Origin of the sequence: Winogradskyella sediminis (assembly GCF_003387355.1) — a bacterium.
Taxonomy (GTDB): domain Bacteria; phylum Bacteroidota; class Bacteroidia; order Flavobacteriales; family Flavobacteriaceae; genus Winogradskyella; species Winogradskyella sediminis.
In genome coordinates, this window is the sequence record NZ_QUNH01000004.1 from 125641 (window position 1) to 146119 (window position 20479).

A 20479-nucleotide genomic window follows, 5' to 3' on the forward strand; every position below is an offset into this window, starting at 1 on the left:
CGTAAGGATTAATCATAAATTTGATTTTTGTCAAGTTTTGCGCCATAGATTTTCGTAAATTTGGGTGACACTATGAGGTGCAGAGCCTTGTAGCCTTTTAAAATTATAGATAACTTAAATTAAGAAATAATGAGCATTATTATCAATGTACACGCAAGACAAATTTTAGATTCCAGAGGAAACCCAACAGTAGAAGTTGATGTGACCACAGAAAACGGTATTATGGGAAGAGCAGCTGTGCCATCTGGTGCATCTACTGGTGAACATGAAGCTGTTGAATTAAGAGATGGTGGAGATACTTACATGGGTAAGGGAGTTTTAAAAGCGGTAGACAATGTAAATTCTACAATTGCTCAAGAATTAATGGGTGTTTCTGTTTTTGAACAAAACGCGATTGATCAAATGATGATCGATTTAGATGGTACGCCAAACAAATCAAAATTAGGTGCTAATGCCATTTTAGGGGTTTCTTTAGCGGTTGCTAAAGCTGCAGCGAATGAATTAGGTATGCCATTATATAGATATGTTGGAGGGGTTTCTGCAAATACAGTACCATTGCCAATGATGAATATTATTAATGGTGGTTCTCATAGTGATGCTCCTATTGCTTTTCAAGAATTTATGATTATGCCTGTTAAAGCAAAAAACTTTACACATGCGATGCAAATGGGAACTGAGATTTTTCATAATCTTAAAAAAGTATTGCATGATAGAGATTTAAGTACAGCAGTTGGTGATGAAGGTGGATTTGCACCTAACTTACCAGGAGGTACTGAAGATGCTTTAGATACTATTAAGACTGCTGTTGAAAAAGCGGGGTATGTTTTCGGTGAAGATATTAAGATTGCTTTAGATTGTGCGGCAGCTGAATTCTATAAAGATGGTAAATACGATTACACTTTATTTGAAGGTAATAAAGGTGTAGTAAGAACAAGTGCAGAGCAAGCAAAATATCTTGCAGAATTAGCATCAAAATACCCAATCATTTCTATTGAAGATGGAATGGATGAAAACGATTGGGATGGTTGGAAAGACCTTACAGAGCAGATTGGTGATAAAGTACAATTAGTTGGTGACGATTTATATGTAACTAACGTAGAACGTTTATCTCGTGGTATCGAAAATGGTATTGCCAATTCAATTTTAATTAAAGTGAACCAAATCGGAACACTAACTGAAACGATTGCAGCAGTAAACATGGCACACAATGCTGGCTATACATCTGTAATGTCTCACAGGTCTGGTGAAACAGAAGATAATACTATTGCCGATTTAGCAGTAGCATTAAACTGCGGACAGATTAAAACTGGTTCTGCGTCTCGTAGTGATCGTATGGCAAAATACAACCAGTTATTACGTATAGAAGAAGAATTAGGAAGTGTTGCTTATTTTCCTGGAGCAAATGCTTTTAAGGTGAAAGCATAAGTTTTTTTGGATTGTCCCCTTGAGGATTAGTGAGAAACAAAATATTTTTTGTTTTGAAACTACAGAGCGAAGCTCTTTAGGGGTGTTTTTTTTTGAGTGTATAGAACAATACACAATGAGAATAGACCATCCAACTAAATATGCTGAACATATACTAAACCATCTAAAATATTAAATTTTAGATGGTTTTTTTATGCGATAAAACCAGGCATAGGCCTATTAAATTATAGAGGTATCTCATATTATTCAATGTGTGTTTTTCCAACTTAGTCTAATTCTTAATATTGGGTTAATACTAATTTTAAAAATAGTGCATGATAAAAATAGAAGTTAAAAACAATGTGTTTCAGATTTAATAAAGCATAAAAATATGGTCGTTATTTGCCTTCCAAATTATTGAATTCATAGTAATTTATACGAACACTCTCAAATTGTTAAAACCATTATAAATCTCCTTTCTAAATCGTTTGAGATTTCGTAAATTTACAGTCCTTATAATTTATTAAAATCCGAAAAGAAAATATGTCAGATAAAGCTACATTAGAAATTAATGGTGAAAAATATGAATTCCCTGTTATAACAGGAACAGAGAACGAAGTCGCTATTGATGTTAAAAGTTTGAGAAATGCAACAGGTGGTGTTATTACCCTAGACCCAGGGTTCAAAAATACAGGGAGTTGTGAAAGTGAAATCACATTTTTAGACGGTGAAAAAGGCATTTTAAGGTACAGAGGCTATTCTATTGAAGAATTGGCGGAAAAAGCAGACTTTTTAGAAGTTGTATTTTTACTGATATTCGGGGAATTACCAAATAAAAAACAGCTAGATAAATTTCACGAAGACATAAAATCACATTCAGTTGTAGACGACGATCTTAAAAAGATTTTGGATGCATTTCCTAAGTCTGCACATCCAATGGGTGTATTATCGTCTTTAACAAGTGCACTTACGGCTTTTTATCCAAGTTCTGTAAATGTTGCATCAGAAGAAGCAATGTATAACTCAATAGTAACAATTCTAGGAAAATTCCCTGTAATTGTGGCATGGACCATGCGTAAGAAACAAGGTTTACCATTAGAATATGGAGATGATAATTTAGGCTATGTTGAGAACATTCTTAAGATGATGTTTAAGAGTCCAAATAGTGAGTATAAACAAAATCCAATTCTGGTAAATGCCCTAGATAAGCTATTAATTTTACACGCAGATCATGAGCAAAACTGTTCAACATCTACAGTGCGAATCACGGGATCATCACACGCTGGACTTTTTGTGTCATTAGCATCTGGAATCTCTGCACTTTGGGGACCTTTACATGGTGGTGCTAACCAAGCCGTTTTAGAAATGCTAGAAGCCATAAAAGAAGATGGTGGTGATACTAAAAAATATATGGCTAAAGCTAAGGATAAAAACGATCCTTTCCGTCTTATGGGCTTTGGACACCGAGTTTATAAAAACTTTGACCCTAGAGCTAAGATTATTAAAGTGGCTGCCGATGAAGTATTATCAGACTTAGGTATTGAAGATCCTATCTTAGATATAGCTAAAGGATTAGAAAAAGAAGCTTTAGAAGATCCGTATTTTGTAGATAGAAAATTATATCCTAATGTAGATTTTTATTCAGGTATTATTTACAGAGCTATGGGAATTCCGGTAGAAATGTTTACTGTAATGTTTGCCTTAGGTCGTTTACCAGGTTGGATTGCACAGTGGAAAGAAATGCGAAGAAAACAAGAACCAATTGGTCGTCCTAGACAATTATATGTCGGTGAAACTTACCGAGCATTTGTACCTGTAGAGGAAAGATAATATCGTAGAAAATATTAGTTAAAAGCTTCATAGATATTATGGAGCTTTTTTTATTTTTAAGCATTCTAATCGCGGTCATATTACAAGTAATAAATACAATTTGATTGCTGATATTAATGATACTAAAGCACTGTGACACATGAAATTAAATATACAGAACGAAACCTCCCGTCTTAGAGCCGTTATATTAGGTACAGCCGAAAGTATAGGTGCTATGCCGTCACTTGATCAGGCGTACGATCCTAAATCTATTTTGCATATTAAGGCAGGTACTTATCCTATAGAAAGTGATATGCAGAAAGAAATGGATGCTGTTGCGGAAGTATTGGAAAAGTATGATGTAAAAGTTTACAGACCTGAAGTCATTAAGGATTACAACCAAATATTCTCTAGAGATATAGCCTTTGTTATAGAAGATAAATTTATAAAAGCAAATATATTACCAGATCGCGAGCGCGAATATGACGCCATTCAGCATGTACTTAATACAATCGATAAGGATAATATTATTACACTACCAGAGGAATGCCATGTAGAAGGTGGAGACGTTATGCCATGGAATGATTATATATTTGTAGGCACCTATTCTGGTGATGATTATCCAGATTATATTACTGCCAGAACCAATATGGATGCTGTCATTGCTTTGCAAGAATTATTTCCTCATAAAACCGTAAAATCCTTTGAACTACGTAAATCTAATACAGATGCTAAAGAAAATGCATTGCATTTAGATTGCTGTTTTCAACCTATCGGAAGTGATAAAGCTATACTTCATAAAAATGGATTTCTAAATGAAAAAGAGTACAATTGGTTATTAAATTTCTTCGGGAAAGAAAATGTATTTGAAATTACAAAAGAAGAAATGTATAACATGAATAGTAACGTATTTTCAATCGCGGAAGATGTTGTTATTTCTGAACGCAATTTTACCAGATTAAATACTTGGCTACGTGAGCATGGTATTACGGTAGAAGAAGTCCCTTATGCAGAGATTGCCAAACAAGAAGGGTTGCTAAGATGCTCTACATTGCCACTAATAAGAGATTAATTAGCGTCGATACAAGAAGTACTTTGTAACAAGATTAATATATTCTTGTTTCGCTTCGTCTTTAGAAATGTCTTTAACTTGAAATAGCGCGTTGGCTTTAAACGCATTAATAATAGGTTTACGACTGCTCGGACGATCGTAATTATCCGTCGCTTTTTTGAAATAAGCATAGAGGCGAAGTAAAAAATCCGCAGGAAAAGGCTCTGTATGATCGTTTACACGATTTACAGCGTCTTTAAATTCTATATCTAATTCTTCGGGAGTCATTTCATTTCTGCGATGATGCTTTCACCACCACGAACTTTTTGATTAAGTTCTACTTTAATTTCAGCGTCTAAAGGTAAGAATAAATCTACTCGTGACCCAAATTTTATAAATCCAGAATCAGATCCTTGTGCTGCTTTGTCATTAACTTTAGCATAGTTTACAATACGTTTTGCTAATGCACCTGCAATTTGTCTGTATAATACCTTGCCAAAACTTTCATTTTCAACAACTACTGTAGTACGTTCATTTTCTTCACTTGCTTTAGGGTGCCAAGCGACTAAAAACTTTCCTGGATGGTACTTACTAAAAGTAACATTCCCCGAAATCGGGTAACGGGTAACATGAACATTAACAGGAGACATAAATACAGAAACTTGAATGCGTTTATCTTTAAAAACCTCATTTTCTTCAACTTCTTCAATAACCACAACTTTGCCATCTACAGGCGATAACGCTTGTTTTTCATTAGGATGTGTATGACGTTTTGGATTTCTGAAAAACTGTAAAATTAAAATGAATAATGCTAAAACGACTAGCATTAAACCTTTTCTTAGCCATTCATTAACAATAAATTCATCAATTAAAAAAAATGAACCCACAACAATAACGAGTGTTATAAATATAATTTTGTGACCTTCTTTATGAAACATAGTCTAAATTTCTTAAAAGTGAATAATTCTTAAAAATAAATATATAAATGGAGCTGCAAAGATAATACTATCTAAGCGATCTAAAAGGCCTCCATGTCCTGGCATAATAGAACCACTATCTTTAACTTCTGCTTGGCGTTTAAATTTTGATTCTATAAGATCTCCGAATGTACCAAAAACACTCACAATAATAGCTAGAATGAGCCAGGGCGTAAAGTTAAGTGTTTCTGTGTACAATGCTATAAAATAGCTCGATATACAAGCAAAAAATAATCCACCAAGGAAACCTTCAACTGTTTTTTTTGGTGATATACTGGGAAACAGTTTTTGTTTTCCAAAATTCTTTCCAACCATATAAGCTGCACTATCATTAACCCAAATAAGTATAAAACCACCTAGCAATAACAATGGAGTAAAGGCTTTATGATAATTAGATATAAGAAGCATAAAAATAAATCCACTTGTTAAATAAAATGTTGAGGCGATAAATCGTTTGGATTCAAAAAGGGGAATGCGTTTCGATGTAAAAAGATCTTTGATTAAAATAAGATTGACAAATATGGTAATTACTAATAATATCTGAGTAGCCTCATCACCCACAATATTTGTAGTATTGTGTACTCTTAAATACCAAAACCCTCCATATAAAATTAGGAAAATAGCGTACTGTATGTAAGATTTTAACTTTATTAAACGGCTAAATTCCATTAAGCAAATAATACCAAAAATGCCAATTAAAATAGCTAAGGCAACTTCGGAATAAAGAGAACCAATTAAAAGTAAAACATAGATAGCACCAGAAATGGCTCTTGTTGCTAGTTCTTTCATTATAAGTCTTCTAGTAAAAGTAGGTATAGGTTTTTAGAACTACTTCCATAGGTAAGAAAGTCCTTGTCTTCAGCTGTTTTAAAATGCTTTATTGTAGTAATATTGGTAGGTATTTTTGTTTTGCTCTTTGCTTTAATACCTTTTAATCCTTCTCCTATAGTTTCTACAAATTGACTTGTAGTAGCGTAGATGATAAAATGATCTGGTAATTCTATTAATTTTTTTTCTGCAATTTGATTTGAAGAGATCAATAACGAACCATCATCCGAGATTAAATACTCACATGTAGATAAAAAATAAGTGCTTTCAGAGAGTTTTGTGGTGCTATTAAGGTTAAAATCTTTAAATAATTCTGTTAAACGTTGATCAATAGCAAAAACTTTATCATCATGCCAATTATTTTCATCTAAGATCGCATTGAAACTTTCTTTAACTTCTTCGAGATTTTCACAATACAAAAACTTACCTCCATTACCTTTAAAGTTAATTGTAAAACGTTCGTCTACAGGTAGCTTAACTTCAGGCATGTACTTGCCACGCTCTTGATTTGGTATGTGTTCTTCAGTCTTTTCAGACTTTTTTCCGAAGAATTTACGAAATAAGCTCATTCAATAATTGCTATTAATCCTTATAATTGGTGTGATTCCCAAATATAAAAAAACTTAAATTAACATGGGGTTAATTTAAGTTTTTTATATGATTGTAAGATTTAGACTATATTATTCTTCCTCTTTTGAGAGAATGTCTTGATTGTTTTTTTCAACAGTTTCTTTTTGATCCTCTGCTAGCTGTGCAGAATTTTCAAAGGCACGTTTTCCAAAAATCTTTTCAAGATTATCTTTGAAAATAACTTCTTTGTCTAATAAGACTTCAGCCAATTCGGTAAGTTTATCTTTATTATTTTCTAGTAATTTAATAGCACGCTGATATTGTTCTTCAATAATATCAGAAATTTCTCTATCTATAAGTTCTGCTGTTTTTTCACTATATGGTTTTGTAAAACCGTATTCTGATTGTCCTGAAGAATCATAATAAGTTAAGTTTCCTACTTTATCGCTAAGCCCATAAACTGTTACCATAGCTCTGGCTTGTTTGGTCACCTTTTCCAAATCACTTAATGCACCAGTAGAAATCTTATCAAAAATTACTTTTTCAGCAGCTCTACCACCTAAAGCAGCACACATTTCATCTAGCATTTGCTCTGGGTGTACAATTAAGCGCTCTTCTGGTAAGTACCAAGCGGCACCTAAGGAACGACCTCTAGGTACAATCGTTACTTTTACTAATGGAGCAGCATGCTCTAACATCCAACTCACTGTAGCATGGCCAGCTTCGTGAAATGCAACAGCTCTCTTTTCTTCAGGTGTAATAATCTTGTTTTTCTTTTCTAATCCACCAATAATTCTATCAACGGCATCTAAGAAATCTTGTTTGTTTACTGATTTTTTACCTTTTCTGGCAGCAATTAATGCCGCTTCATTACATACGTTAGCAATATCTGCTCCAGAGAAACCAGGAGTTTGTTTCGCTAAGAAATCTATATCTAAGGTTTCTTCTTTTTTAAGTGGACGTAAATGCACTTCAAAAATTTCTTTACGCTCTCTAACATCTGGAAGATCTACATAAATCTGGCGGTCAAAACGACCAGCTCTCATCAGAGCACTATCTAAAACGTCTGCACGGTTTGTTGCTGCTAATACAATAACGTTTGTATTGGTACCAAAACCATCCATCTCGGTTAAGAGTTGATTTAGAGTGTTTTCGCGTTCATCGTTAGAACCAGACATGTTATTTTTACCTCTTGCTCTACCGATAGCATCAATCTCATCAATAAATATAATGGAAGGTGATTTTTCTTTTGCTTGCTTAAATAAATCTCTTACTCTAGAGGCACCTACACCAACAAACATCTCTACAAAGTCTGAACCGGATAATGAAAAGAAAGGCACTTTAGCTTCACCAGCAACAGCTTTTGCTAATAATGTTTTACCAGTTCCTGGAGGTCCTACAAGTAATGCTCCTTTAGGAATTTTTCCACCTAAAGCAGTATATTTTTCTGGGAATTTTAAGAAATCTACAATCTCTTGTACTTCTTCTTTAGCGCCTTCTAGTCCAGCGACATCTTTAAATGAAGTCTTGGTGTCTATTTTTTCATCAAAGAGTTTAGCTTTAGACTTTCCGATATTAAAAATCTGTCCGCCAGCTCCTCCGCCACCGCCTCCAGACATACGACGCATAATAAAGATCCAGACTCCGATAATTAATATAAATGGTAATAAGGTGAGTAGAAAATCTCCCCAAACATTATGTTCGGTTTCGTATACTAATTCGGTTTGAAGATTATTTTCTTTGATAACCTCGTTAACTTCTTTTTCGAAATTCTGAAGATCCCCAAATTCAAACTTATAGTTTGGAACAGGTGTTACAGAAGGAAATATAGAATTAGGTTCCGTTTTTTTATGCTCAGATTGTTCTTTTGCTTCTTTCGTAAGGTAGACTCTTGCTTCTCGCTTATTTACAATTTCAATTTTTGAAACTTCACCTTGACTTAGATAATCTAAGAATTGAGCAGGAGTAGTCTGTGTACCTGTAGAATCCCCAAACCCACCAGAAAAAATCTGGACAGATAGGAATATAGCAATGATAATTCCGTAGATCCAGTACGGATTTAATTTGGGTTTTTTGTTTAAGTTTTTATTGTCTTTAGCCATTCGTAGCGTTTCTCTTTTTAGTAACTAGTTTCTATTCGGGTTATTTTAGCATCTCCCCAAAGTTCTTCAATATCGTAGTATTCTCTTATGTGTTTTTGAAACACATGTACAACAACATTAACATAATCCATTAAGACCCATTCGGCATTTTCTGTACCTTCAACGTGCCAAGGTTTGTCTTTAAGTGTTTTGCTAACTTGTTTTTGAATAGAACCGACGATTGCGTTTACTTGCGTGTTTGAAGACCCTTCGCAGATAATAAAATAATCACAAACAGTATTTTCAATTTCTCTTAAATCTAGTAATGTTATTTCTTTTCCTTTAACATCTTCAATACCTCCTATAATTGATGTAATGAGTTGGTCTGTAGGGATTTTATCTTTCGTCATTAAATTGTATTAATTTTGTGCAAAGTTATTATTTTTTTAGTTCTTGTGCGCGCATATTGTCATAAGAAAAATATAAAATAAAATTGCCTATTAAATGTACATAATCAAACTTAATGCCATTGACTCTACTAATACATATCTCAAAGAGATATCTTCTGTGTCATTACCTCAAGATTACACTGTGGTGGTTGCCGAATTACAGACCAAAGGTAGAGGGCAAATGGGAGCTGAATGGATAGCCGAAAGTGGTAAGAACCTTACAGCGAGTGTGTTTAAAAGGTTTACTGCATTTAATGTTACAGATCAGTTTTATATTAGTATGACTGTTTCTTTGGCTATTATTAGAGCATTAAGTAGCTTTAAAATTCCTCGATTACATATAAAATGGCCTAACGACATTTTGTCAGCAGACCGTAAGTTATGTGGTATTTTAATTGAAAATGTCATAAAAAATAATAGACTACAAGGTTCAATTATTGGATTTGGCTTAAATGTAAACCAAAAAAGTTTCGATAATTTACCACAAGCTTCCTCAATGAGTTTGCTTACTGGTGTCATTTATAATAAGGAAGAAGTCCTTTCAGAGTTACTAAAACAATTAAAAATTTATTTTACACTATTAGAACAAAAGAAGCTTCTCGAAATTAAATCGGAATACGAAAGTCTTCTTTTTAGAAAAAATAAGCCATCAACCTTTAGAACACCTAAAGATGATAGCTTTTCTGGTATTATTCAAGGTGTCACCGAAACGGGACAATTACAAGTTTGGACAGAAGATGATATCATTAAAACCTTTGATTTAAAGGAGGTTAAATTAATGTATTAATTCATCTTTTTGATATGGTTAAACCTTTGTTTTCATATTAGTGACTAATGTTTCTATAAATTTACTAATTGGGCCTTTAATCATCATACCCATCATAGCATTAAACTCTCCTTCAAAATTTAATTTTACGTCCGTTTTTTCTGGTTCAACTTCGGTGATATTCGCAACTAATGCAAAATCTAATTTTCCGCCAGCAGCACCTAAAACGATTTTGTTATAAGGAATAGCTTCTTTTTTCTTTAAAATAATCTCTGGCATTCCTTTTAACGCGAAAAGAAATTTATCATTTTCTAAAACTTCAAATTTGCTGATGTTTTCTGGCATTAAGCTCTCAAAATTTTTAACATCAGAAAGAAAGTTGAATGTGTCTTCTGCAGATTTATCTAGAGTTACTTTAGGTGATTCTAATTTCATGTGTATTGTTTTAACTAGTTTGTTTTTAAGTATAAAGGTGTACTGTAACTATTCACTTTAATGAGAAACCGTAAACAGTTTTATAACCTTTACAACCGTAAGTGTTTTTCCTAAATAGCTATCAATTAGCATTCCATTCACTAGGATTGGCATTCCATTGTGCTAAAATGTCTTGTTGTTCTTTAGTGATATAGAAGGTGTCGAGGGCTTGTTCTAACAAGTTTTCGTAATTACCCAATGTATGTAGTTCTACATCAGCGTCTTTAAAGTTTTTAGAGGCAACATCAAATCCGTAAGAGAAAATAGCGACCATACCTTTAACATTGACTTCAGCTTCCTTTAATGCTTTTACAGCATTAAGACTACTCATACCAGTACTTATTAAATCTTCTACAACAACAACTGTTTGGCCTTTTTCTATATACCCTTCAATTTGGTTTTGACGACCGTGTTTTTTTGCTTCTGGTCTTACATAAACAAAAGGTAGATTTAAATATTCAGCCACTAAAGCACCTATGCCAATAGCACCTGTAGCAACACCAGCGATAACATCTGGTTTTCCATAAAGATCTTCTATGTTTTTAGCAATTGTAGCTCTAATATAATTCCGTATAGGAGGAAAAGAGAGTACAATACGGTTGTCACAATATATTGGTGATTTCCAGCCAGATGCCCAAGTAAATGGATCGTTGGGTTGTAATTTTATAGCATTGATTTGCAATAAAACTTCGGCTGTTTTTTTGGCGGTATCTTTGTTAAAAATCATGTTACAAAAATAATGATTTTTCAAGGTTAGAAAATTTTAATCGAAAATAAATTTCATTTCAAATAGTTTCTCGTAAAAAATAATATTTTTACAATAGGAATGCTAAATATATACGCAACGATGTACACCATATATGTAGGTGATAAGCCTATTATTTTAACTACAGAAACACAGAAAGAAACCGATTTTAAATCCTATCTTTTAAAGTCTGTAAATATTGGTAAGGTGATAAAGACCTTAAATAATACAGATTTAAAGGCTGTACATTTAGTTCATAAGAACGAAGAAAAACTGCTTAGCAAGTTTTTAAAGCTGCTACCTAATGTTGTTGCTGGTGGCGGAAAAGCGTATAATGCAAAAAACGAAATTCTTTTTATTTATAGAAATGATAAGTGGGATTTGCCTAAAGGAAAAGCTGAACGAAAAGAAACAATTGAAGAAACTGCCATTAGGGAGGTGGAAGAGGAGACTGGAGTTACAGGTTTAAAGATTAGAAAACCTTTACCAACGACGTATCATATATTTAAACGTCACGGGAAACTTAAGATTAAAATTACCTATTGGTTTGAAATGGTAACCGATTTTGAAGGCAAATTACATCCGCAAGAAAACGAAGGTATTTCTAGAGTAGAATGGTTAGATGAAAAAGCATCTCAAAAAGCTTTGGAGAATAGCTATGCTAATATTAGAATATTAGTTTAAGCCTCAAGGACCATGTATTATACAGAATAGTAAGTTATGGTTTTTTAGAAAAATGCGAAGCGGCATACTCGCCACAGTACGCTGTGGGAATACCAGTAGCTTTGGCTTCCTTAATTCTTAAATTAAACACGTCGATAGACTTATCTGACGCAGCATAATGACCTCTAAATAAAGGTAACATTGTAGTTGCTTCCGCCTCTTCTATTTTGATATTAAATTCTTGAATGGATTTGTCTGAAAAAGCAAATAGACCTCTGTACATCGGCTTCATAGATGCCACTTTAGCCGCTTTGATTCTTTTTGAATATTGGTCTAAGGTTTTATTAGAAGCAGCATAATGTCCGTAAACAATTGGGATTAGTGAAGACCGTTTGGCTTCGTTAATTTTTTCTGTAAAATCTTCAACGGATTTGTTTGAAGCTGCGTATAAACCTCGAAAAGCAGGCAGAATAGCGGTAGTTTCGGCTTCTTTTATTCTATTTTTAAAAGCCTCACTATCGTTAGCCGTACAAGATCCTAGTAGAAATAGCATTAATAAAGTTATGGTGACAAATAGTGCTCTCATTATAGTTTATTCTTAGAAATATATTTAAAGGTGATAGTATTCATAAAACCAAGCATTCTGGCAATATTTAGTTTTTTATAGATTCAAATATTTTAGCATATTAACTATAGATTACTGACCAAAATAATTAAAAATTAGTGTAAAATCAAGTCTATTTAAGTCTATACACAGGATACTGCATATGTGATTTTTCATAATGTTTACTCTGTTTATGTAACCAGCCTAATTGTGCATACCAATTATTTGCAAAGTCTTCATCATAACTGATTTTTATATTGTATTCTACTTTTAATTTTGGATTCTCATCTAATAATTGTTTGGCTTTATCTTCCCATACGTATGGCGAAAAGCCTTCCTTTTGTTGTAAGATGGTATCAAAGAAATTCCAGTTAAAGAATGAATCTGGTGCAATTGGTTCTAATGTCTCTAATAAATAACGGATAGATTTTTGATTCAAAGGTATAAGATAGTCACCTTTTCTAAAGTTGTGGTTTTCGTTAGAGCTGTTTATGGTTGTTTCGTAGTGTGCATAATGACCTTCATAAGGCGATGTGCGCGTTTTATAACCGCCTATTTTATAGGATTCAACGGTGATGGTAGTATCGTTATTAAATCTGGTCATCTTTACATTATTCAGTTTTAATAAATCAATAATAGAATGCCAGCCTTGTGGAATAATGTAGGCTTTAGGAATAGTCACAGTATCTGTAGCTTTAAAGTAATTCTGATATTTAATATCTTTTATAAAAGGTTTTGAGCGGTTGTATTTTAGTCGGTTGGCTCCTGTAAATTCACTTGCTACCATTTCACCTTCATAGCCCTTAAATTTTAAGGTAGAACTTGCAGAGGTGTCTACTTTCCATGTTAGAGGGTATTGATCTCCTGGTTTCCATTGCTTGTTTTGTGCTTTTCTCAGTTTTGCAATGTCTATACCTTTTTCTTCGGTGATTTCTATCATGCTTTTCATGAGTTCGTAAGTACCTTCTACACGCTGTTTATATGGTTTTAGCATGTGCGTTTCTACCAGCATTCCTAGTGTGTTGAATAAAGTGGTGTAGCCTGTAGAATATCTTGGAGTATCTAAAAATTGTGTAAATCCAGAGTCTGGTGTGCGGTTAAAAACATTAACATATGGAGTAATATCCCAAGATTTTGCCAGTAGTTTTTGTTCTAATGAAGGCATCATTTCTGTATGAATAAAATTTCCGAGATCACCACCGAGTTTATTGTGTTGTGTAAATAAATGAGTTAAGGTGTATTGGTAATCGGCGCCATTACTGACATGATTATCTATAAAAACATCTGGCTGTATGATGTGAAATAATTTAGCAAAGGATTTTGCATTTTTTGAATCTGATTTTATAAAATCTCTATTTAAATCATAATTTCTAGCATTGCCTCTAAAACCATAGGCTTTTGGTCCATTTTGATTGGTTCGAGAAGTGGTATTTCTATTTAAACTACCTCCAATGTTATAAATAGGAATAGTCACCACAATCGTATGTTTAGGAGCTTCGATTTTTCCATTCACCATATCTCTAAACAGCATCATAGTGGCATCAATACCATCAGACTCTCCTGGATGAATACCATTGTTTATTAAAAGTATTCTATGGTCTTTTCTAAGAGTTTCAAAATTATCACCAGAACCACTCATGTTCATGGTTGCAATATGAAGAGGTTTTCCTGAGTCTGTTTCACCCATTTCCCTAAGTGTAATCTCGGGATATTTGAGCGCTAAATTTTTATAGAATGCAATTGTTTCGTCGTAAGTGGCGGTTTCGATACCATTACTTTTTTCGAAAACGGTTGTGAGGTCTGCTTCAATAACGGTGTTTTTAGGATGGTTAGTTTCCTTTTTTTCGTTACAAGCAATTAACAATAAGGCTAATACTAATAGTTTTTTCATTGTCTATAAATTTAGCTAAAATTACTTATATTTATTCACATGAAAACACATAAACTCAGCTTTGGTAGTATTAGCTTATTAAAAGTTAATTTGGCAGAAGTTGTAATAAATGAAGGAGTTGTAATGGACTCTAAAATGGTGGAAGAATACCATGCTTTTTTAATCGAAAAATTGGAAGCTCCTTTTTCGCTTTTAATTAATAAAAAACACTCATATACATACACGTTTGAAGCGCAGAAAACTATAGCAAACATAGGGCTAGTTAAGGCTATGGCGGTGGTTACTTACGCTTATGTTTCTCAATTAGCAACCGATGTTTTAATAAATGTAAATAGGGATAACGACTGGAATATAAAGATGTTCAAGTCTCGAGAAGATGCTTTAAAATGGTTAGAAAATCAAAGCTGATTTTATTGTAATAGTCGTATAAAAAAACAATAACTTTGCGTTTCATTGTACACTATTATTTATAAAAAAATGCAACAAACTACTGATACCATATTAATGATTCGTCCTGTTAACTTTAGGATGAATGAGCAGACTGCTGTTAATAATTACTTTCAAGAAGATTTAGATATAAAAAATGCTGAGATTAATGCCAAAGCTCAGACTGAATTTGATGCTTTTGTTCAAAAATTAAGAGCTGTTGGTATCAATGTTATTGTAGAAGATGATGATAAATTAAATGATACTCCAGATTCTATTTTTCCAAATAATTGGGTGAGTTTTCATGCCAATGGAGATATTGCAAAATATCCAATGTTTGCAGAGAATAGAAGGAGAGAGCGCAGAGATGAAGTTTTTGTAAGATTAGAAGATGAAGGTTTTCTTATCGAAAACATTGTAGATTATACTTCAGCAGAACAAGAGGGTTTTTTTTTAGAAGGAACTGGGAGTATTATTTTAGACCGTGTAAATAGAAAAGCGTATTGTGCTTTATCACCAAGAGCAGATGAAGATTTATTCATTGAATTTTGTGAGGATTTTGAATATACTCCTGTAATTTTTACTGCATATCAAACCGTTGAAGGAAATAGGTTACCAATCTATCATACAAATGTTATGATGTGCATTGCAGAAAATTTTGCCGTAATCTGTTTAGACACAATAGATGATAAAAAAGAGCGAAAAAATGTTGTTAAACATTTAAAACAAGATGGCAAAGAAATTATCTCTATTACCGAAAAGCAAATGCATCAATTTGCAGGGAATATGTTACAGCTTCAGGGAGAAAATAAACAGCTTTATTTAATAATGAGTGCATCTGCACACCAGAGTTTAACTCCTAATCAAGTGAAAAGTATAGAGAAATATTGCCCAATTATTTCTAGTACTTTAGAAACTATTGAAACTTGTGGTGGTGGAAGTGCGCGTTGTATGATGGCCGAAGTATTTTTGCCTAAAGCCTAAGTGAATTGCAGAATAGGTTTCTATTAGTGTGTGATATGCTTTTTATACCCTAAAAGCAAAATCAGAAATCGGTTGTAGTTAAGAAGCGCTTTTAGGAAGCTCTACAAAGAATTTACTACCTACATTTTCTATACTTTCTACCCAAATTCTACCATGGTTTAATTCTACTAAATCTCTAGCAATAGACAATCCTAACCCTGTTCCTTTTTCATTTTTAGTACCAGCCGTTGTAAAGTTTTTATGAGCAGCAAATAACTTGTCAATATTACTTTTAGAAATACCAACACCTGTATCTTCAATACAAATAAGGGATTTGCCATTTACATCTTGGTTAGAGATGGTTATTACGTCTCCCGTACGGCAAAATTTAACAGCATTTGTAATTAAATTCTGAATAACAATTTCTACCATACTGCGATCTGCATAGATGTAATCGTCTTGAGATTCGTCAATCATAACAATACGCTTGTCTTCAACTTTTTGTTCAACTAACGCCATTTTTGTATGAAAAACTTCCTGAATATTAAAACGTTCGGGTTTAGGCTCTAAATTTTGCATTTGAGATTTGGACCAATTCAATAAATTAAATAATAATGAAGATGCATTATTAGCATTGTCACTTAATTCAGGAATTAATTCGTAAAATTCATCTTTAGAAATACTATCTTCTTTTAATAAATCTAAAAACGCTTTAATTGATGAAATTGAATCTTTTAAATCGTGAGAAACAATAGAGAAAAGTTTGTCTTTTACTTGGTTAACTTCTTCTAAATGATGGGTTTGTTCTAGTATGGCTTCAGTTCTTATTTTTTCTTCAGCCAATATTGCTTTCTGCTTTTCTAAGGCATCTTTATGAGATTTAGATTTTAAAAGACTAAAAATAAGTAATCCTAAAAGTAAGGCTAATGCTAAGATGCCACCGTATAACACTAAAGGATTATCTAGTGTTTTTGGTGTGTTATGTAAAGGTGTTTCTTCAATAGACGCCTCTTTATTAGTGTTTTTGGTTTCAATTAAATTAATAGGTTCTAAATCTGTTGGTAAAATAGGGCTGTCAATTTTGGTCAATGAATCTCTTAAATTATAGAATTTATTTTGCCAGAAAAAAGCATTTTGAAAATATCCACGCGTAGAATCTAGAGCAATATGTAATTTGTAGTTTTCTAATAATTCGGTTTTATTATCTATACTTTGTGCAATCTTATAAGCTTCATTCAATTGCTTTTCTGCGAGTTTAATCTTTTTCTTTTGAAGGTTTAGCTGTCCAACAGCATTTAAGGCTCTTAATAGGCCTTCTTTATTATTTTGTTGTCTATTGTACTTTAAGCCTTCTACTAAATATTCTGAAGCCTTATCGTACTCGTTAAAACGTAAATATTCGCTTCCTAATTTAGGGAGTATTTCACCACGTAATTCTTGATCTGTTTTTGAATTAAGAATGTCCAAAGTCTTTTCATAATACTCAATAGCCTTACGATGTTCTTTTAATTCGGAATAAAGACCTGCAATGTTTTTAGTAGATGTTTTAACTCCCTCTTTGTCATTAATCTGTTTGCGTACCTCTAAGGCTTTAAAATTATAATCTATCGCTTTATCAACCTGATTGGTCTTATGGTATGCTTCAGCAAGGTTGTTATATGCTAAACTTAACTCATCTCTGAGGTATTGTTTTTCAAAAATGGCAATCGCAGAGAGTGAGTTCTGTAATCCTACTTTATAATTACCTCTTTTAATTTCAATAAGACCTATGCTATTACTAACCTTGGCAACACCAAGCGTGTCGCTAATTTTTAGATATAAGTTTCTAGATTTTTCATAGTTATCAATAGCATTAAAATAATCATTACGTTCGGTAAAAATTAAGGCTCTGTAATAACTGCTTTCTGCTAGTCCTTTAATGTAATTAAGGTCTTCCGATAATTTGGCGGTTTCTTTTATATAAAGAAGTGCTTTGCTATAATCTTTATTAATGTATAGTTCATTAATGAGCACAAGCGACTTGTCTACTTTTGTAGAGTCTGCGTTTAAATAAGCTATTTCTACTGTAAGTTTATCTATCTTTTCATTTTGTGAAAAAATGGAAAACGATATAAGACATACAGCTAGTGTCAGTAACTGTCTCATCTTAAAATAGCGTTAAAACGAATTGCGCTGTTTTGGATTGAAAAACTTTTAGGGAGGGACGACAAAAGTAAGTTAATACAAAACAAAAACAACTGGGTTAATGTTTGATAATTAAGCCTCATTAATGTTTGGGACATTGATTAATAGCCTTCCAAAAATGCTATTATGTAAACAAATATGCTAATAATTGGGATTTAATACCTATTTATTAGTTGAACTGACAAATATAATATTTTGAAAAAAAGCCTTATCGATAAAACGCAAATTTAACGGTAGTAATACGCTTTTATCGATGAAATGCGTGATTTGTGTAAATTATTGATATTTAGGTTTTTGAGGTTGTTTGATGTCTGCTTGATATGTGTAAATTTTAGCTTTAAAACCGTAATCCGATAACTGAATATATAATAAAATTTATGATTTTTTAACTCCTTGGAGGTTCTTGAGACTTCTAAATTAAGTTTATTTAAATTTTAAGGATCATATAATAATATCTTTAACCTTTTTAAGGATTAATGTCTCCTTTATATATCAATTCGATATGATACATTTTCAATTACTTTATAAACATGTTTGATTTCAACTTTGTCAACAGACTAAAGTTGCACAATAATGTTTAGATAGAATCTTAATAAAACAATAAAACTTCTATCTTTGCCAACGTTTTAAAATTCCAAAATAAAGCAGAATGATGACCCTTCAAGAGACATTAGAATTACATGTAAAAGCAGCGATTAAAGCATTGTTTCAATCGGATTTAGACTCTGTAGAATTTCAGGCCACTCGAAAAGAGTTTGCTGGTGACGTTACAGTGGTCGTTTTTCCGATGTTGCGTGTGGTTAAAGGAAATCCGGTTGTTATTGGTGAGCAAATAGGTCAATATCTATTAGACCATGTAGATTTGGTAAAAGGTTTTAATGTGGTTAAGGGCTTTTTAAATATTGAAATCGCAGATAGTTATTATTTTAATTTCTTTAAATCTGTAAAAGATAAGGTAAACTATGGTTATGTAGACCAAACAGACGATGAGGCCATTATGGTAGAATATTCTTCGCCTAATACCAACAAACCTTTGCATTTAGGCCATGTTAGAAATGTGCTTTTGGGCTATAGTGTTTCCGAAATCTTAAAAGCTTCTGGTAAAAAAGTTTACAAAACACAGATTATCAATGATAGAGGTATTCATATTTGTAAAAGTATGTTGGCTTACAAAAAGTTTGGAGACGGTGAAACACCAACCGAAGATTTAAAGGGAGATAAATTAGTTGGGAATTACTATGTAAAATTCGACCAAGCCTATAAAGCTGAAATAGCATCATTAATCGCTGAAGGCCAATCTGAAGAAGAAGCAAAAAAGAATGCACCTATTTTATTAGAAGCTCAAGAGATGCTTAGAAAATGGGAGGCTGGTGACAAAGACGTTGTGGCACTATGGAACACAATGAACCAATGGGTTTATGATGGTTTCGATATTACCTATAAAAATATAGGTGTAGATTTTGATACGTATTATTATGAAAGCAATACGTATTTATTAGGGAAGGAATTTGTTGCGGAGGGTTTAAAAACTGGAGTTTTTGAACAAGATGCCGACGGTTCTGTGTGGTGCGATTTAACAGAGGATGGTTTAGATAGAAAAATTGTGCTTAGAGCAGATGGTACAGCTGTTTATATAACGCAAGATATTGGTACAGCAATACAACGTATTAAGGATTATCCCGATGTTGGAGGAATGGTGTATACGGTAGGAAATGAGCAAGATTACCATTTTAAAGTTCTATTCTTAATTTTAAAGAAATTAGGATTTGAGTGGGCAAAAAATCTTTTCCACTTAAGTTATGGAATGGTCGATTTGCCAAGTGGAAAAATGAAAAGTAGAGAAGGTACCGTTGTGGATGCCGATGATTTAATCCAAGAAATGTCAGATACAGCTGAAGAGATTTCTAAGGAATTAGGAAAGCTTGAAGATTATTCTGAAGACGACAAAAATGAGTTGTATAAGAAGATTGGTTTAGGGGCTTTAAAATATTACATTTTAAAAGTAGACCCTAAAAAACGAATTTTATTCGACCCAAAAGAGTCTATCGATTTTCAAGGTAATACCGGACCTTTTATTCAGTACACGTATGCCAGAATCCAGTCTATTTTAAGAAAAGCCAATCTTAAAGATGTACATAATGTTGTTGAGGTGACACTTCACGATAAAGAAAAACAACTCATTAAACAATTAGAATTGTTTCCAGAAGTAATTCAAAACGCTGCCGAGCAACACAGTCCGGCGTTAGTGGCCAATTATACTTACGATTTGGTTAAAGATTTTAATTCTTTCTATCAGAATGTTTCTATTCTTGGGGCAGATTCCGATGAAGAAAAGAACTTTAGAGTTGCATTGTCTAAATTGGTAAGTCAGACTATAAAAAACGCATTACAAGTATTGGGAATTGAGGTTCCAGAGCGTATGTAGATTCTTTTAAATACTAGTCGTTAATAGTATAAAAACAGTAAAAACTGAAGAGGATTTTAACTAAGCTTTCTGTTCAATTTTTACTGTTTTTTTATGTTTTATAACTAGGGAAATGATATAACGTTCTATTATTTCAATGAAGATACGTTAAATAGTATTCGTAACATTT

The 20479-nt window shown here is 32.7% G+C and carries 19 protein-coding genes; 8 read left to right on the forward strand and 11 right to left on the reverse strand.

Going from position 1 to position 20479, the window contains the following annotated elements; all coding sequences use genetic code 11:
- The first annotated feature begins 129 nt into the window (after nt 1-129).
- The 3 genes from eno (at nt 130) to C8N41_RS15285 (ending at nt 4285) form a co-directional block, all read left to right on the forward strand.
- Nucleotides 130-1425, forward strand: coding sequence for a phosphopyruvate hydratase (gene eno, locus C8N41_RS15275; protein ID WP_115839898.1), 1296 nt, complete (start codon nt 130-132; stop codon nt 1423-1425).
- A 522-nt stretch (nt 1426-1947) separates the two neighbouring features.
- Nucleotides 1948-3234 carry a citrate synthase gene (locus tag C8N41_RS15280; protein ID WP_092446824.1) on the forward strand — a complete coding sequence of 429 codons (1287 nt, stop codon included), beginning with the start codon at nt 1948-1950 and terminating at the stop codon, nt 3232-3234.
- A 139-nt stretch (nt 3235-3373) separates the two neighbouring features.
- Nucleotides 3374-4285: a dimethylarginine dimethylaminohydrolase family protein gene (locus C8N41_RS15285; RefSeq protein ID WP_092446825.1), complete on the forward strand. Its 912-nt coding sequence runs from the start codon at nt 3374-3376 to the stop codon at nt 4283-4285.
- Here the strand turns inward: C8N41_RS15285 and C8N41_RS15290 are convergent, their stop codons facing one another.
- The 6 genes from C8N41_RS15290 to rsfS all read right to left on the reverse strand — a co-directional run bounded on the left by C8N41_RS15290 (nt 4286) and on the right by rsfS (nt 9130).
- The gene (locus C8N41_RS15290) at nt 4286-4552 is read right to left on the reverse strand and encodes an acyl-CoA-binding protein (RefSeq protein WP_092446826.1); all 267 of its coding nucleotides are present in this window, start codon (nt 4550-4552) and stop codon (nt 4286-4288) included.
- A complete protein-coding gene (locus tag C8N41_RS15295; RefSeq protein WP_115839899.1) occupies nt 4549-5202 on the reverse strand; it encodes a phosphatidylserine decarboxylase family protein in 654 nt (217 codons plus the stop codon). Before C8N41_RS15295 ends, C8N41_RS15290 begins: the two co-directional genes overlap by 4 nt.
- Before the next feature lie 12 nt (nt 5203-5214).
- Nucleotides 5215-6030, reverse strand: a complete 816-nt coding sequence (locus tag C8N41_RS15300) for a phosphatidate cytidylyltransferase (protein ID WP_115839900.1) — start codon at nt 6028-6030, stop codon at nt 5215-5217.
- A complete protein-coding gene (locus C8N41_RS15305) occupies nt 6030-6638 on the reverse strand; it encodes an LUD domain-containing protein (RefSeq protein ID WP_092446829.1) in 609 nt (202 codons plus the stop codon). The genes C8N41_RS15300 and C8N41_RS15305 overlap by 1 nt, the downstream gene beginning before the upstream one ends.
- Nucleotides 6639-6749: 111 nt before the next feature.
- Nucleotides 6750-8741 (reverse strand): ATP-dependent zinc metalloprotease FtsH, encoded by a 1992-nt coding sequence (gene ftsH, locus C8N41_RS15310; protein ID WP_092446830.1) that lies wholly within the window; start codon nt 8739-8741, stop codon nt 6750-6752.
- Nucleotides 8742-8758: 17 nt separating this feature from the next.
- Nucleotides 8759-9130, reverse strand: a complete 372-nt coding sequence (rsfS, locus tag C8N41_RS15315; RefSeq protein WP_092446831.1) for a ribosome silencing factor — start codon at nt 9128-9130, stop codon at nt 8759-8761.
- Between the two features lie 94 nt (nt 9131-9224).
- Here rsfS and C8N41_RS15320 point away from each other — a divergent pair, with 94 nt between their 5' ends.
- The gene (locus C8N41_RS15320; RefSeq protein WP_115839901.1) at nt 9225-9956 is read left to right on the forward strand and encodes a biotin--[acetyl-CoA-carboxylase] ligase; all 732 of its coding nucleotides are present in this window, start codon (nt 9225-9227) and stop codon (nt 9954-9956) included.
- 18 nt (nt 9957-9974) lie between these two features.
- On the opposite strand, the gene C8N41_RS15325 is transcribed toward C8N41_RS15320, so the two are convergent.
- Both C8N41_RS15325 and pyrE read right to left on the reverse strand, forming a co-directional pair.
- On the reverse strand, nt 9975-10370 hold the full coding sequence (locus C8N41_RS15325; protein ID WP_115839902.1) for an SRPBCC family protein: 396 nt from the start codon (nt 10368-10370) through the stop codon (nt 9975-9977).
- A 121-nt stretch (nt 10371-10491) separates the two neighbouring features.
- Complete coding sequence (gene pyrE, locus C8N41_RS15330; RefSeq protein ID WP_115839903.1) at nt 10492-11136, reverse strand: orotate phosphoribosyltransferase; 645 nt, start codon at nt 11134-11136, stop codon at nt 10492-10494.
- A gap of 120 nt (nt 11137-11256) precedes the next feature.
- Between pyrE and C8N41_RS15335 the strand changes: the two genes are divergently transcribed.
- Nucleotides 11257-11838 (forward strand): NUDIX hydrolase, encoded by a 582-nt coding sequence (locus C8N41_RS15335; RefSeq protein ID WP_092446835.1) that lies wholly within the window; start codon nt 11257-11259, stop codon nt 11836-11838.
- Nucleotides 11839-11872: 34 nt separating this feature from the next.
- Here C8N41_RS15335 and C8N41_RS15340 read toward each other — a convergent pair whose 3' ends face one another.
- Nucleotides 11873-12403 (reverse strand): hypothetical protein, encoded by a 531-nt coding sequence (locus C8N41_RS15340; RefSeq protein ID WP_115839904.1) that lies wholly within the window; start codon nt 12401-12403, stop codon nt 11873-11875.
- Between the two features lie 151 nt (nt 12404-12554).
- Nucleotides 12555-14312 (reverse strand): M14 family metallopeptidase, encoded by a 1758-nt coding sequence (locus tag C8N41_RS15345; protein WP_115839905.1) that lies wholly within the window; start codon nt 14310-14312, stop codon nt 12555-12557.
- A 39-nt stretch (nt 14313-14351) separates the two neighbouring features.
- On the opposite strand from C8N41_RS15345, the gene C8N41_RS15350 reads away from it, so the two are divergent.
- Together C8N41_RS15350 and ctlX are read left to right on the forward strand one after the other, a co-directional pair.
- Nucleotides 14352-14720 (forward strand): DUF7793 family protein, encoded by a 369-nt coding sequence (locus C8N41_RS15350; protein WP_115839906.1) that lies wholly within the window; start codon nt 14352-14354, stop codon nt 14718-14720.
- A 69-nt stretch (nt 14721-14789) separates the two neighbouring features.
- On the forward strand, nt 14790-15722 hold the full coding sequence (gene ctlX / locus C8N41_RS15355; protein WP_115839907.1) for a citrulline utilization hydrolase CtlX: 933 nt from the start codon (nt 14790-14792) through the stop codon (nt 15720-15722).
- Between the two features lie 78 nt (nt 15723-15800).
- Here ctlX and C8N41_RS15360 read toward each other — a convergent pair whose 3' ends face one another.
- Nucleotides 15801-17846, reverse strand: coding sequence for a tetratricopeptide repeat-containing sensor histidine kinase (locus tag C8N41_RS15360; RefSeq protein WP_115839908.1), 2046 nt, complete (start codon nt 17844-17846; stop codon nt 15801-15803).
- A 691-nt stretch (nt 17847-18537) separates the two neighbouring features.
- Between C8N41_RS15360 and argS the strand changes: the two genes are divergently transcribed.
- The gene (argS, locus tag C8N41_RS15365) at nt 18538-20310 is read left to right on the forward strand and encodes an arginine--tRNA ligase (protein ID WP_115839909.1); all 1773 of its coding nucleotides are present in this window, start codon (nt 18538-18540) and stop codon (nt 20308-20310) included.
- Nucleotides 20311-20479 lie beyond the last annotated feature (169 nt).

Bases quoted from the DNA above. Each gene is read 5' to 3' on its own strand.
- eno (WP_115839898.1), top strand. From the start codon at position 130: ATGAGCATTATTATCAATGTACACGCAAGACAAATTTTAGATTCCAGA.
- C8N41_RS15280 (WP_092446824.1), top strand. From the start codon at position 1,948: ATGTCAGATAAAGCTACATTAGAAATTAATGGTGAAAAATATGAATTC.
- C8N41_RS15285 (WP_092446825.1), top strand. From the start codon at position 3,374: ATGAAATTAAATATACAGAACGAAACCTCCCGTCTTAGAGCCGTTATA.
- C8N41_RS15290 (WP_092446826.1), bottom strand. From the start codon at position 4,552: ATGACTCCCGAAGAATTAGATATAGAATTTAAAGACGCTGTAAATCGT.
- C8N41_RS15295 (WP_115839899.1), bottom strand. From the start codon at position 5,202: ATGTTTCATAAAGAAGGTCACAAAATTATATTTATAACACTCGTTATT.
- C8N41_RS15300 (WP_115839900.1), bottom strand. From the start codon at position 6,030: ATGAAAGAACTAGCAACAAGAGCCATTTCTGGTGCTATCTATGTTTTA.
- C8N41_RS15305 (WP_092446829.1), bottom strand. From the start codon at position 6,638: ATGAGCTTATTTCGTAAATTCTTCGGAAAAAAGTCTGAAAAGACTGAA.
- ftsH (WP_092446830.1), bottom strand. From the start codon at position 8,741: ATGGCTAAAGACAATAAAAACTTAAACAAAAAACCCAAATTAAATCCG.
- rsfS (WP_092446831.1), bottom strand. From the start codon at position 9,130: ATGACGAAAGATAAAATCCCTACAGACCAACTCATTACATCAATTATA.
- C8N41_RS15320 (WP_115839901.1), top strand. From the start codon at position 9,225: ATGTACATAATCAAACTTAATGCCATTGACTCTACTAATACATATCTC.
- C8N41_RS15325 (WP_115839902.1), bottom strand. From the start codon at position 10,370: ATGAAATTAGAATCACCTAAAGTAACTCTAGATAAATCTGCAGAAGAC.
- pyrE (WP_115839903.1), bottom strand. From the start codon at position 11,136: ATGATTTTTAACAAAGATACCGCCAAAAAAACAGCCGAAGTTTTATTG.
- C8N41_RS15335 (WP_092446835.1), top strand. From the start codon at position 11,257: ATGTACACCATATATGTAGGTGATAAGCCTATTATTTTAACTACAGAA.
- C8N41_RS15340 (WP_115839904.1), bottom strand. From the start codon at position 12,403: ATGAGAGCACTATTTGTCACCATAACTTTATTAATGCTATTTCTACTA.
- C8N41_RS15345 (WP_115839905.1), bottom strand. From the start codon at position 14,312: ATGAAAAAACTATTAGTATTAGCCTTATTGTTAATTGCTTGTAACGAA.
- C8N41_RS15350 (WP_115839906.1), top strand. From the start codon at position 14,352: ATGAAAACACATAAACTCAGCTTTGGTAGTATTAGCTTATTAAAAGTT.
- ctlX (WP_115839907.1), top strand. From the start codon at position 14,790: ATGCAACAAACTACTGATACCATATTAATGATTCGTCCTGTTAACTTT.
- C8N41_RS15360 (WP_115839908.1), bottom strand. From the start codon at position 17,846: ATGAGACAGTTACTGACACTAGCTGTATGTCTTATATCGTTTTCCATT.
- argS (WP_115839909.1), top strand. From the start codon at position 18,538: ATGACCCTTCAAGAGACATTAGAATTACATGTAAAAGCAGCGATTAAA.